Origin of the sequence: Kitasatospora albolonga (genome assembly GCF_039535905.1) — a bacterium.
Lineage (GTDB): Bacteria > Actinomycetota > Actinomycetes > Streptomycetales > Streptomycetaceae > Kitasatospora > Kitasatospora albolonga.
This window is the reverse complement of the sequence record NZ_BAAAYB010000044.1, coordinates 1-13,867: the sequence shown is the minus strand read 5'-3', so window position 1 is coordinate 13,867 and position 13,867 is coordinate 1. Positions and strand designations below refer to the sequence as shown.

The 13,867-nt window shown below is 72.3% G+C and carries 6 protein-coding genes and 2 pseudogenes; 4 read left to right on the top strand and 4 right to left on the bottom strand.

Annotation, left to right across the window (positions count from 1 at the left end; genetic code table 11):
• Nucleotides 1-123: 123 nt before the first annotated feature.
• Nucleotides 124-480, bottom strand: a pseudogene (locus tag ABD946_RS11490) (sugar ABC transporter substrate-binding protein); the annotation flags it as partial.
• Between the two features lie 206 nt (nt 481-686).
• Between ABD946_RS11490 and ABD946_RS11485 the strand changes: the two are divergent.
• Nucleotides 687-3,041 carry a carbohydrate-binding protein gene (locus tag ABD946_RS11485; protein WP_345282621.1) on the top strand — a complete coding sequence of 785 codons (2,355 nt, stop codon included), beginning with the start codon at nt 687-689 and terminating at the stop codon, nt 3,039-3,041.
• Between the two features lie 216 nt (nt 3,042-3,257).
• Here ABD946_RS11485 and ABD946_RS11480 read toward each other — a convergent pair whose 3' ends face one another.
• Nucleotides 3,258-4,493, bottom strand: a complete 1,236-nt coding sequence (locus ABD946_RS11480; protein ID WP_345282619.1) for a hypothetical protein — start codon at nt 4,491-4,493, stop codon at nt 3,258-3,260.
• A gap of 290 nt (nt 4,494-4,783) precedes the next feature.
• Between ABD946_RS11480 and ABD946_RS11475 the strand changes: the two genes are divergently transcribed.
• Together ABD946_RS11475 and ABD946_RS43310 are read left to right on the top strand one after the other, a co-directional pair.
• Entirely contained in the window at nt 4,784-5,308 is a 525-nt protein-coding gene (locus ABD946_RS11475) for a hypothetical protein (protein ID WP_345282617.1), read from the top strand.
• 4 nt (nt 5,309-5,312) lie between these two features.
• Nucleotides 5,313-5,690 (top strand): annotated as a pseudogene (locus tag ABD946_RS43310) (WXG100-like domain-containing protein); the annotation flags it as partial.
• Here ABD946_RS43310 and ABD946_RS11470 read toward each other — a convergent pair.
• Together ABD946_RS11470 and ABD946_RS11465 are read right to left on the bottom strand one after the other, a co-directional pair.
• Entirely contained in the window at nt 5,595-6,230 is a 636-nt protein-coding gene (locus ABD946_RS11470; RefSeq protein WP_345282615.1) for a hypothetical protein, read from the bottom strand. The pseudogene ABD946_RS43310 and the gene ABD946_RS11470 overlap by 96 nt on opposite strands.
• A gap of 86 nt (nt 6,231-6,316) precedes the next feature.
• Entirely contained in the window at nt 6,317-6,799 is a 483-nt protein-coding gene (locus ABD946_RS11465; RefSeq protein WP_345282613.1) for a hypothetical protein, read from the bottom strand.
• Nucleotides 6,800-7,059: 260 nt separating this feature from the next.
• On the opposite strand from ABD946_RS11465, the gene ABD946_RS11460 reads away from it, so the two are divergent.
• Nucleotides 7,060-12,144: a hypothetical protein gene (locus ABD946_RS11460; protein WP_345282611.1), complete on the top strand. Its 5,085-nt coding sequence runs from the start codon at nt 7,060-7,062 to the stop codon at nt 12,142-12,144.
• The last annotated feature ends 1,723 nt before the right edge of the window (nt 12,145-13,867 follow it).

Genomic DNA, 13,867 nt, shown 5'->3' with positions numbered 1-13,867 from the left:
TCCCAGGGAAGGGCGTTGACGCGGCCCTGGGGGGGCGACGGTGGCCCACAGGCCCTGGGCGAAGGCGTCCTTGTGGCGGGAGGCGCCGAGCGGGCCCAGGTCGGCGAGGCCGATCGGGAACTTCTCCACGTAGCCCGGCAGGTAGTCCACGCCGATGTGCAGGACGTCGGCCAGACCGGCACCGCCGGCGGCCATGCCGGTGTTGATCTTCTCCCAGATCGCCGGGTTCCCGATGTCCTGGACGGTGACCTTGATGTCGGGGAACACCGCGTTGAACGCCGGAACCAGCGCCTTGAGCTGGGCGGCGGGGCCCTGCCAGCTCCAGACCGAGATGTCGCCCTTGGTGGCCGAGCCGGGATCGTCCGCACCCGCCCGGGGCTTCGGGGCGCCGGTACTCGCGCACGCCGCGACTCCTGACAGGCCCAGGCCCACGGCGAGCGTCCCTGCGGCTTGCAGCACTCCGCGACGGCTTATGTCCATGTCAGAACCCCTTGACCACTTGCTCCGAGCCGGCTCCGTTGCCGACGGGGCAGGAGGCTAGCAACCTTGCAAAGTTGCTTGCAAGGTATTCATGGAAGCTTTCTGACGTATATGGCATCGCAATCTTGCAAGACTAGGGAAAGTCCTACCCGGACTGCTAGCGTCCGCCCGTCGCCTTCCGTCCGCCCTCAGACCGGAGCCCCCCGATGCGCCCCGCCCGGCCCCCGCGCCCGACCGTCCTCGTGGCCCTCTCCCTGCTCGCCGGCCTCGCGCCGCTCACCGCCGCCGCCCCCAGCGCGGCCGCGGCCACCGCGCCGCCGCCCGCCCTCGCCAACCCCGGCTTCGAACAGGGCGCCACCGCCTGGAACTTCACCGCCGGCACCGGCACCGCCACCAACAACCCCCGCACCGGGGCCCGGCTCGCCTACCTGGACGCGGGCGCCGGCAAGAGGATCTGGCAGACCGTCACCCCCACCACGGCCGGCACCTACGACGTCACCGCCTGGATCGCCACCGGCGGCGCGGGCGGCAGCTTCACCGTCCGGGTCAACGGCGCCACCGCCGGCACCGTCGCCCTGCCGGCCGCCTCCTCCTACACCCGGCACACCGTGCCCCGGGTCACCGTGAAGGCCGGCGACAGCGTGGAGATCGCCTTCGAGTCCGGCACCGCCTGGATCAACGTCGACGACGTCGCCGTCTTCCGCAGCGCACCGATCGCCGTGACCAACCCCGGCTTCGAACTCGGCACCACCGCCTGGAACTTCACGCCCGGCACCGGCACCGCCACCAACAATCCGCACTTCGGCGGCCGGCTCGCCTACCTGGACGGGGGTGCGGGCAAGAAGGTCTGGCAGACCGTCACCCCGATCGCCGACGGCAGCTTCGACTTCACCGCCTGGATCGCCACCGGCGGCACCGGCGCCGCCTTCACCGTCCGGGTCAACGGAGCCACCGCCGGGACGGTCCCCCTGCCCAGCCGCTCCAGCTACGCCCGCTACACCGTCAGCCGGGTGCCGGTGAAGGCCGGCGACAGCGTGGAGATCGCCTTCGAGTCGGGCTCCGCCTGGGTCAACGTCGACGACCTGATGCTCTCCCCCGCCGCTCCGGCCGACCCGGTGGTCACCTCCTCCGACCCCAAGGCGGCCGCCCTCTTCGACTGGGCCAAGCGCAAGGCCAACAGCTGGGTCCAGGTCCCCGGCACCGCCGGCCAGCTCAACGTGGACGAGGGCCACCCCTCCGGCTCGGGCAGCGCCACCTACCAGGCCTCCTACTGGGCCGGCTACGCCCACCGCAGCGCGTACTACTCCCGGGACATGGCCCACCAGGTCGCCGGTGCCTCGGTGCTGGGCCTCAACGAGGAGAACCTCACCATGCTCCGCGCCTTCGCCGCCTCGGCGACCCCGGAGCACAAGTACTACCCCGTCTGGGCGCTCAACTTCGACAACCGGACCTACCTCTCGATCGACTACGCCGGCCCGGACTCCTTCGTCCGCGAGGTCCCGGCCGCCTTCGAGCTGGTCGAGAAGGCCGACGAGGCCTACCGCTGGAGCGGCGACCGCTCCTACCTCGACGACTCCGCCCTGTGGGACTACTACCGGCACGCCACCAAGGAGTTCGTCGAGCTGCACGACTCGGCCAAGCCGAACGGCGTCGCCGAGGGCACCGGCAACGGCATCTTCTCCGGCTCCGCCAGCTACGAGGAGCTCGGCGACGACCACTTCGCCGAGGCCGGCGACTCCATCGGCTCCCAGTACCAGGCCTTCCTGGCGATGGCCGCGCTGGCCGCGGACAAGGGTGACTCCGCACTCTCCGCCCAGTACACCCAGAAGGCCGCCGACCTGAAGTCCTACTTCAACTCCACCTGGAGCGGCTCGGGTTCGGGTGCGGCGATGGTCCGCGGCTACTCCACCGCCGGCTCCTCGTCGACCGGCTGGGGCAAGGAGAACAGCTGGTTCATGCCGATGAAGCGGATCACCGCACCGGGCGCCCGCAACGACGCCTACCTCGACTACATCGACCAGCAGGCGAGCGGGAGCGGCAAGCCCGCCAACATCGAGGCGATCACCTACCTGCCCGACACCTACTTCACCTACAACCGCAACGACACCGCGTGGAAGTGGATGCAGTACGTCTACGACCGCCGCGACGACAAGCACCCCGTCACCCAGCAGGGCAACAACGGCGACTACCCCGAGGTCTCCTTCACCCTGGTCAGCCAGACCGTCGAGGGCCTGATGGGCGTCCGGCCCAACGCCCCGGCCCGCTCCCTGGCCACCGCCTCCCACCTGCCCACCGGCATGGGCTGGCTGCAGGTCTCCGACCTGCGCCTGGGCGCCAACTCCCTGACCCTGCGCCACGACGGCGCCACCAGGTCCACCCTCACCAACACCACCGGCCCCGACACCTACACCTGGGAGGCCCGCTTCCCCGGCACCGTCTCCGCCATCACGGTGAACGGCACCGCCCGGCCCGTCTCCACCAGGACCGTCGACGGCACCACCTACAGCTACACCACCGTCTCCGTCGCCCCCGGCGCCACCGCGACCGCCCAGGCCTCCTGAGAACGGCCGAGAGGCCGGTGACCCCCGACGAACGGAGGGGCGTCACCGGCCTCTCGTGACGACGGACCGACCCTCAACGGCCGCCGCCACCACGCTGTTGGCTTGACCCCGACCAGCCGACACGCCCATGTGACGACCGGGTGCGGCGGGGTCGCCGACAGCAATCGAACGCTATCAAACTCAAATCACCAGAATCAAACACCGGATGCGGGGCGGTCAGACCCGTCCGCGCTCATAGGCGGCCTGGGCCCAGGCGCAGAGGTCGGCCAGGTCCGTGCTGAGCTGCCCCCAGGTCTTCCGGCTCGCCCGCAGGGTGCGGATCTCGAACGGGATCATCACGGCCTCCTCCTCCGCGTGCGGCGGCACCTCGCGCATCCCGCCGAAGACCCGCTCCTGGGAGATCGAGACGCGGCCGTTGAAGGCGGCCTGGGCGTAGGCCACCAGGGAGACCGGGGCGTTGGCGACGATCGCCCGGGTGGCCCGATCGCGGAACGCCAGCTTCGGCCCCTCGTACGGGTCCTCCTGGTACTCGGACACCTTCGTGATCAGATCCTGCACCCGCTGCCGCAGGAAGCTCTGGGCCTCGGCGGAGAGTTGGGCGAACACCTCGGCGAGGACGGCACGGCTCAGCAGTACGGTGCCGTTCTTGATCTGGCCCTCGTCCTCGTCCGGGGCCACGTAGTCCGCGAAGGCCGCGATCTGGGTGAAGGCGAACTGGAGGTAGCCGTCCAGCTCCCGGCGCTCCCGGACCCGGCTCTCGCCGGCCCCGCGCTGCCGGAAGTCCTCCATCGCCGAGGCGGCGAAGGCCTTGGCCTGCACCAGCCGGTGCCGCGCCTGCGGCAGCAGCATCTTGTCGTCCACCACCGGCGCCGCCTCCCGCAACCGGTCCAGGAAGTACGGCATCCCGCCCAGCGGCACGCCCACCGAGTAGTGCGGGTACAGGCCGTCCCCGTTGCCCTCGGTCCCGGCCTCCTCCTCGTAGCCGTTGCCCGGGGTCAGCAACAGGGCCTTCCCGGCCGTGGTGTAGTTCAGCCAGGTGGCGGCCGCCACGTCCAACGGGGCGGTGCCCTCCTCGGTCTCGGCGGCCTCCTCCGCCACCTCGTACAGCGCGTCCCGCACCTGGCGGATCTGGCCCAGGGTGTTCTCCACCAGCACCGGCCCGACCACCCGCGCATCCCCGACCACGCGCCAGGGCTTGGTCACGAACTCGAGGTTGGAGTACGCCTGCTGGGTGGGCAGCGAGCGGTAGTCGGAGACCAGCGTGTAGATCGGGACGTCCCCCCGCCCGTACCCGTGCACGGTCCTGCTGGCGGCCAGCAGGGTGTCCCCGGCGATCGGGTCCCCCGCCTGGTCCGCGACGGGAAGACAGATCTCGATCTCGAACCCGATCACCCGGTACTCCTCCACTCGTGGTGCGCCGCCCCGACGGCCGGACAGGCACAGGATCTTCACGGACCGGACTACACATCCGATAAACGACGTTCCGTCAGATCTACTGTCGCGCACGCGAGTTGAGCTCACCGCCCACGGACCGGGCTGCCTCTGAACACCCCTCCACCACGCGGACCGGTGCGCCCGTAGGGGAACCCGCACGCCGCCCCCGGCACATCCATGGAGCTGATGGGCCGTCACACCGTCATCCCTGCGGATGCCTGCGATCCCCCGGCCCGTCATGTGGCGGCCACCCGGGCAGGCTAACTTCCCCCGCTGAAGACCTGACCGGTGGACGACGGAGGAGCACCATGAGCAGCGACGAGCCGGTCCGGGCCGAGAGACTCCAGGCCGCCCGACGCGTGAGCGTGTCGGCGGCTCCCGCTCAGGGCGGCGGTGACGCCGGGCAGGGGTTCCAGGTCAAGCCGGAGCAGTACCAGGCGGCGGTGTCGCCGCTGCTCGCCGCGGCTGAGCAGGTCCGTGCGCTGTCGGCCTCGTTGGAGGCCTTCCTGCCCTCGGCGGAGGCCACCAATCCTTGGGGCAACGACGACTCGGGGAAGAAGTTCGCCGAGGGCGACAAGGGCTACCTGAAGTTCAGCAAGGACACCCTGGAGGTGGTCAGGAGCCTGCCCGAGGCGCTGAAGGGCATCGCCGAGGGCATGAAGGCCATGGCCGAGGGCTACGACAACGCGGAGCAGTCGATCATCTCCACGCTGGAGGACCTCGACGCGGCCGAGATCGCGATACCCCAGGCCCCGGCCCTGCCGGCCGCCCGGGTGGACAACCCCGTGCACATCCCGGTGACCCCGCGGATCTCGCAGAGCGGAAGGCACTGACCCGATGGCCGTCGAACTCCCCGAACCCCTCCAGTGGGTGCTCCTGCTGCTGGCCGGCTGCCGCTGGCCGGAGGCCGACGAGGACCTGCTCCGCGACATGGCCGAACGCTGCCGCCAGGCCGCCTCGGACCTGACGGACGCCACGGAGAGTTCCGACGCCGCGATCAAGCGCGCGCTCGACGGCCAACAGGGCCGCGCCTCCGAGGCGCTGGCCGCCTACTGGGCGAAGTACGCCACCGGAAAGGGCACCCCGGAGGAGCCCGGCTTCCTCCCCGGCGCGGTCAACTCACTCAACGGCATGGGCGACATGCTGGAGGCGACGGCCAACGCGGCGGAGACCGCGAAGATCCAGATCATCGCCCAACTCGGCATCCTCGCCTTCGAGATCGCCACCGCCGAGGCCGAGGCCCCGTTCACCGCGGGCGCCTCCCTGCTCCAGGTGCCGGTGATGGTCGGGGTCAGCCGGACGGTGGTCACCACCATCCTCAAGACCCTGCTCAAGGAAATGATCGAGATGGCGGCCAAGCAGGCCGCCCAGATGGCCGCCATCAACCTGCTCGCCCAGGGCATCCAGGTCGCCGAGGGGCACCGCAAGAGCATCGACATGAAGGAGCTCGGCCAGAACGCCCTCGGCGGCGCGGTCGGCGGCGCCTCCGCCCACCTCATCGGCAAGGGCATCGGCGGAGCGGGCGCCAAGCTCGGCGCCGAACGCGCGCTGAACTCCACGGTCGGCAAGGTGGCCACCGGCGCGGCGGTCGGCGTCGGCGCGGACGTCTCCACCCAGCTGATCACCACCGGCAAGGTGGACAGCGAGTCCCTGCTCGGCTCCGGCCTCTCCGGCGGCGCGGGCGCGGGCCTGCACGCCGGCTCCTCCGCCATCAAGGGCCACCTCAACGCCCCCAAGGCCGGCGACCTGCCGCACGTCGACACCTCGGGCACCCGCTCGCTCGACGGCGGGGACGGCCAGCCGACCTTCTCCAAGCCCACGCCCCGTTCCGTGGAGGGCAGTTACCACGGCCCGTCGGGCGAAGGCAGCGGCAGCAGCGGTGGTGGCGGCGGTTCGACCTCCGGCACGGGTACGCACGGCACGACCGAGGGCCGCCCCAGCAGCAGCCCGGGCGAGTCCCGGGTGAACGGGCTGACGCCGTTCGGTTCGAGCCGCTCCCTCAGTGAACCCTCGTCACCGACGTTCTCCCGTACGGAGGTCGGCCAGCACACGCCCACCGAGCACGCGGCGACCGCGACGACCCGCTCCCTCGACTCCACCGCCCAGCGCTCCGTGTCCGCCGAGCCCACCCAGATGCACGCGGCGGTCCCGCGCCAGGAGTCGGTGGCCGCCCGCTCGGACTCCCCCGTCATGACCCCGCGCGAGCAGGTCCAGGCGCACGAGCCGACCCTCCAGCGCAGCCACTCGGAGCCGACCCTCCGCCAGGACCAACCCGTCACGGCCCGCGAACCGCAGCTCACCCGCACCGACAGCACCCCGGTCACCTCCCACGAGCCGACCCTCCAGCGCAGCCCCGTCGAACCGACGGTCACGCACGACCCGAGCCCCCGCCCGTCCGCTCAGGAGAGCGCGCCCCCGCCGGTCCACCAGCCCGTCCCGGAACGCGGCAGCACCGAGACGACCGTGCAGCGGCAGGAACCGCCGGCCGAGTCGACCGTCTCCCGGCCCGCCACGCCCGTCCACGAGCAGTCGGCCCCCCGCGCCCGCTCCCGTCGCGCACTCGGCCACCCCCGTGCGCGAGTCCGTGACCGAATCCTCCAACCTGCCGCCGCAGCAGCCCCTGGGCACCACCTCGGTCCCCAACCTCGCCGGGGCACTCGGCGGCACCGGCGGTCACACCACCCTCGACGGCGGCACCCGGATCTCCGGCGGCCAGTCCCCGACCAGGAACGAACCGGAGCCGGTGGTGACCGGCCGGGTCTCCCCCGAGCCCTCCGCCACGCCCCAGACCCCGGCCGCCACTCCCCCGGTCCCCAACGGCTTCGTCACCGGCCCGGTCGGCGGTCACGGCACCGCGACGACCGGCAACCACGGCAGCAGCACCACCACCCGCCCCGCCGAACCGGCCGCGACCCCCTCCCGGCCGACCACCCCCACGGCCACCCCCACCACCACGCCCTCCGGCGGCGGCTCCCTCAAGCCGGGCCCCGAGCGCACCCCGCGCCGCCCCGCGCCGACGGACGATCAGGTGTACGACGGCTTCCGGGAGTTCATGGGCCGAGTGGACCCCGAGGCCCCGGCGCCGACCCACACCCCGCCGTCCCCGGAGCACCAGCAGCCGCCGAAGGCCGCCGAGGAAGCCCCGACGACCACCAACTCGACCACCACCGCTCCCGAGACCACCCACATCCCGCCGGCCTCCCACCCCGCCACCTCCGACGCCACCTTCCCGCCGCCCGGCCCCCGGGTCCCGGTGACCGGCGACGGCCTCTGCCTGCTCAATTCGCTCGCCGTGAGCGCACCCGGGCTGCCGGGCGCCCACGGCATCGGTGCGGTGAGCCCGTCGCGGCGGCTGCAGACGGCGGTGGACCGGCACTTCACCGACCTGCCCCGGGAGCAGTGGCCCCCGGAGGTGGTCGCCAACTACCGCAACCACCAGCTCGGTCGCCCGGACCTGACCGCGAACGACCTGCTCGCGTACCTCCCGCGCGACGTCCGGGACGGCTACGTCGGGATGCCGCTCGACGACCTCCGGGGCATCGTCGGTGACCACCTCGCCCACAACACCCCGCCTCCGACCCCCAAGGAGCGGGACGCGCTGCTGCGGACGGTCCGCGACTGGCGCAACCGCTGGCTGACCACCGAGGGCGAGATGCTCCCGGCCGCCGCGGCCCACGCGCTGAACCTGCGCATGCGGGTCCTCGACCACGACGGCATCCCGCTGGCGATCTTCGGTCCGCCGGACGGGCAGCAGGTGACGGTGTATCACCGGGGCAACCACTACGACGGCAGCGAGCCGGCGCCGGTCCACGCACCGGCCGTCACTCCGACCCCGAACCCCACCCCGGAGGTCAAGACCCCCGAGGTCAAGACCGAGGACCCGACCGTTCCCAAGGCCGAGGACCCCGCGACCAAGGACCCGGAGGTCAAGGAGACGGAGGTCAAGGACCCCGAAGCCAAGGACCCCGAGGTCAAGCCCGAGGAGCCCGGCGAGAAGCCGGCCACGCCCCCCGAGGCCGAGCCGAAGACCCCCGCCGCGGAGACCACCGCCCCCCGCCCGATCGCGGGCAACGACCTGGTCGTCGGCCTCACCGGGAACGAGGCGGCCGTCCGCCAGAAGGTGATCGACGTGCTCTCCGGGGTCGTCCCGGGTGACCGGGCGGCCGCCCGGGCGTTCGCCGACGCGCACTTCGGTCCGGCCACCCTCCGCCCGATGCTCAGCGCGCTCTCCCGCGGCGAGACCTGGACGGTGCCGCTCGAAGGCAACGGCTGGAGCGGGAACATCAAGCTCCGCGGCGAGGTCACCGAGTCGACCCACCTGCGCACCGAGAAGATCGAGTTCGAGAACGGCGCCGACCGCACCGTCGCGCTCGGCGGCAGCCGGGACTCGCAGTGGCAGTTCAACATCGGGGCCCAGACCCGCCAGGCGGGCGCGGGCGCCGAGGGGGCGGAGCTGGCCTCGTACTTCCACGACCGCGGCCAGGGCGAGGTCAACCTCGACCTGGGCGGCATGGTGGCCCGGTCCAAGACCTCCGAGCCCGCCGACGTGTTCGAGACCAAGATGAAGCTGGAGCTGGACTTCGGCTCGCTGCGCCACGACCACCAGCCCGTCACCACCGACCCCACCGGCAGCCACACCGAGGCGGTCGACCTCAGCCTGAACGTCGCGGTGCCGCAGCGTCCTGACGGTGACTCGGTCGGCGATCCGCGCACGCCCCCGCAACGTCTGCTGGACGGCCGGGTCGGCGGTCAGGAGATCGTGCTCGACCTCTCGCCGCACGGCGGCGGCCCCACCGACAAGCAGCCCGTCGAGGCGCTGCTCGACCAGGTGGAGAAGGCCGCGCAGCAGGAGTTCGGCAAGAACTGGCCAGCCATGCGGGAGAAGGTCCTCTCCGAGGTCGACTTCCCCCGGCTCCAGCGGGACTTGAAGAGCATGACGGCCGGCGAGCCCAGCACGGTCACGCTCAAGGACCGGCACGGCAGGACCATCGGCTCGGTGGAGATCAGCGCCAAGGTCGGCGACCTGCGCCAGACCGGGACCACCAAGGAGACCGAGTTCAACATCGGCACCTCCGTCCAGCAGGTGCGCAGCACCGCGAGCAACCGGGGCAACGCGGGCCAGTTCGGACTGGCCGGCGCGCTGCGGCCGGGCCCCGCCGTGTTCAGCGGCGGTGGCGCGGGGCGGCTCGGGCGGGACCACGTCGAGATCTCGGGCGACAGCCGGACCTCCCAGCTGACCAGCAAGTCCAAGGTGCCGGGCGTCCGTTACGAGGGCCCGGTGCAGTTCGAGATGACCTTCAACGGCAAGCCCGAGACGCACGCGGCGGGCACGGCGGACGTCAAGCTGCTGGTCGACCGCGCCGACACCACCGTCCCCAGGACCGAGGACACCACCCCGGCCCCCAAGACCGACGAATCGACTCCCGCCGCTCCCAAGGCCGACGAGACCGCCCCCGCCACTCCCAAGCCCGACGAGACCACCCCCGCGCCGAAGGCCGACGAGACCACCCCGCCTCCCACCCACGAGGTCACCAGCCCGCCCGACTCGGTCTGGCGCGGCGGCAACGACCGGGGCGGCCTCGGCGAGACCGTCGTGGTCCGTGACCTGGAGAGCACCGCCGCGCTCCGCAAGGCGGTCGACGCCCAGGGCCGGGAGCGGTTCGGCAAGGACTGGGACTCCGTCAGGGAGCAGGTCCTGCAGGGGTTCAGCCAGCCCAACCTGGCGGCCAAGCTCACCGGCATGACCCGGGGCGAGCCCCTGGAGATCAAGATCCCGGGCAAGGAGAACCTGGTCGTCACCGCGACCGCCCGGGTCGACTCGATGACCTACCGCCGCGAGGACGGCAAGGCCGAGCTCAACACCGTGAACGAGACCGGCAGTTTCCACGTCGACCGCAACCTGCTCTCCCGCACCGCCCTGGTCAACGGCCAGTTCGGCGGTACGGTCGCCCGCCCCACGCCCGGCGCGCCGGGCGCCGACCTGATCGGCGGCGTCAACGGCCAGCAGCGCGACCGGGCCAGCGCGCAGGGCCGGCAGGCCGACCGGGTGTACGCCAACGGCAAGTACTCGGCACCGCAGGTGATCTACGGTGCCGGCCTGACGGTCGACGTGCACTTCGGTCCGCCCGGTGACAAGGGCAGCAGCGGCAGGTCCGACACCTCGGCCCCGCTCAAGGTGGAGGTGGGCCTGGACTCCCGGGACACCGTCAAGGTCCAGGCGCCGCGCACCGAGGACGGCACCGTCGACTTCAAGCGCCCGGCCGAGCCCGCCCCGGGGAGCAAGCCGCCCGCCGAAGCGCCCAAGCCCGCCCCGCCGGAGGCGACCCACGTCGCACCCCGCCGGATGCGCGAGCAGCACGAGCTGAACGCCTCCTACGTGGTGCACAGCCTCAACGGCGCCGACAAGGTGCGCAGTTCGGTGGAGGACGCGGTCCGGAACAAGTACGGCGAGCCCTCGCAGGAGGTGAAGCAGAAGCTCGACGCCTCCCTCGACCGGGTCGCGCTCAAGACCAAGCTCTCCCAGCTCACCCGTGGCGGGCAGATCACCGAGACGATCTCCGGGACCACCTGGAAGGCCGAAGTCACCGTCACCGCACGGCTGCAGGACTCGACCTACCACTCCAAGGCGGACAAGTACGAGTTCGAGTCGGGCAGCCGTTCCTCGCGCGGACAGGGCAACCTGCGGGACGGGCGCGAGCGTTTCGACGGCGGCGGGCTGCTCCGGATGCGGGCCCCCGATCGTGGACGCCACCGGCGGCTACACCTACCGGATGGACCGCACCTACGGCCACGGCTCGGAGACCATCGGCTCGGCCTCCAACCGCGGCAAGCACGTGGAGCCCGCCGTCTTCTTCGACGTCAACGCCGCCTACGACGTCAAGGTGGAGTTCACCCGGCTCGGGGTGAACGACGGCACGCACGTCGAACAGGTCGGCACGGTGGCCCGGGTGGCCGTCCCGACCCGCGACGCCGACCCGGTCTCGGGCCCGGTCGACCGGCCCACCACCACCCCAGCCCAAGGGCTTCGTGGAGGGGCGCCGCCTCGACTCCTCCGCCATCGTCACCGACGTCCACGCCCTCCCCGACCCGACCCCGCCGAAGACGGACGGCACCACCCCACCCCCTCGGCAGACGCTCGGCGAGTCGCTCCTCACCCAGGTGGAGTCCGGCTGGAAGCCCAACTCCCTGCTCCCCAGCTTCGGACGGTCCGACGGGAAGCCGAAGTTGGAGAGCAAACCCGTTCGGCAGCGACTGGCCGGGCCTGCGCAGCAAGCTGGACGCCGAGCTCACCCCCGACAAGCTCCAGGCCCGGCTCAAGGGCATGACGGCCGGCGACGAGATCGTGGTGCACCACGGCCGCACCACCGTCCGGGTCGGCGCCGTGCTCCGCGACCGGATGGAGCACCTGGGCGACTCCGGAACCACCGAGTTCAACACCGGCACCGACGTCCCAGCGCTCCTTCGCGGACACCAAGGGCACCGCGCACGGCCACCAGGGCCTGCTCGGCGTGACGGCCGCCGTCCCGATCCCGAACACGCCCGTCTCGGTGACGGCCGGTCTGACCGGTACCGGCGGGCGCGGCCAGGAGCACGCGGAGACCGCCAACACCAGCACCTCGGCGGGTTCGGCCACCAAGGCCAAGCTGCCCGGCAGCGCCTTCCGGGGTGAGGCGGAGCTCCAGTTCACCATGACCAGGCGGCCGTTGGTCGGCCCCTCGGTGCACCAGCAGCGCACGGCGGCGATCGGCTTCGAGACCATCGTGGAGACGGGCGAGACCGTACCGGTCCCAAAACCGGCCACCGAGGACGCGACGACCGCGCCCGCGGAGCCGCCCCGGACGCTGTCGCCCGACGCGCCCGCGACCACCGAGGTCCGCGTCCCGCCGGAGCGGGTCTGGGAGGGCGGCCTGAAGGACAGCGACGTGCTGCGCTTCCTCGGCGACGTCGGCGGCGTGCAGGACCTGGCGCGGCTGCGCGGCCCGGAGTTCTTCGGCAGGAAGACCTGGGACGAGATGGCGCCGCTGGTCAGCGGGGCGACCTCGCACAGCCAGCTGTCCGCCCTCTTCACCACCGCGACCCAGGGCACCGAGGTCTCGGCCACCGTCCCCACCAAGCGGATCACCCTCGGCGGCGGCAAGGGGCTGGAGGTCGGCATGAAGATCGTCTCCCTCGAGCACCTGAACACCGAGAAGGCCTCGGAGTCCAGCCCGTCCAACTCCGTCTCCTCGGGCACCGTCCACTCCGACCCGTCGGCGAAGAACGCCGGCGCCCAGGGCCTGGTCGGCGCACGGATCACCGGCGACGTCACCCACAACCCGGCCCTGACCGGCGGCGCCCAGCGGTTCTGGCGCGAGGGCGGCACCCACGGCGACTTCGGCCAGGTGATCTCCAACGCCAAGTACCCCGTCCCGATGGCCCGTTACCAGGGCCACGCCGAGGTCGAGCTGACCCTCTTCGACGGCAAGCAGAACCCGGTCAAGGAGACCGGCATCATCCCCTTCACCGTCGACATCCCACTCGCCGACACCACCAAGGCCGACCTGCCCTCCGACTCCTACCTGGCCTTCACCCCTGAGCACCACGGCGGCGAGCTCCGCTCCACCGAGGACTCCGGACGGCTCGACGACGTCCACCGCACCCTGTCGGGAACCGACGCACCGTTCGACCACACCTCCGCCACGCCCGCCGAACGCGAGCAGCTCCTCGGCACCCTCCGGGTCGGCCAGGCCGCCTACGGCGGCGAGTTCAGCCCCGCCACCGAGGCCGGCACCGCCCACATCCGGGCCACCGACCGACTGGTCGAGCTCTCCGGCGGCTCCTCCACTGCCACCTCCACCCTGCTCGGCGACCTGCTCGGCAAGCCCGCCGGCACACCGCTGACCGGCGACGAGCTGCGCCAGGTGGTCGACTACGTGGAGCGGAAGTCCGCCCAGGGCCCCGTCACCCTGGACGACCTGGTCGCCGGGGCGAAGGACGGCTGGCCGGACCACGAGCCCTACGACGTCCACCGCGCCACCTGGACCGACCACGGACCGGCCAACGAACTGGTCACAGCCGCGATGGCGGAGGCCGCGGCAGCGGCCGCCCCCCTGCTCCAGTCGGACCTCCCACCCGTCGGCAAGCTCTACCTCACCGTCTCCGGCGAGGGCCCGAACCTGCCGCTGCGTCAGGAGCACGACCTCACCGGCGACCCCGCCCAGCAACTGCGCACCATCGAGGAGTCCACCTACCTCGGCCCGGGCAACCGCCCCACCGAGGTCGGCGTCCGCCTCGCCGCCGCCCCCGAGTCCGACCACCCCTGGGACTACCGCGTCACCGCCCGCCCCGAGGGCAGCCGCGAACTGACCATCCGCCACCACCGCACCCCCGAGGACCACCCCCAGGACGACCCC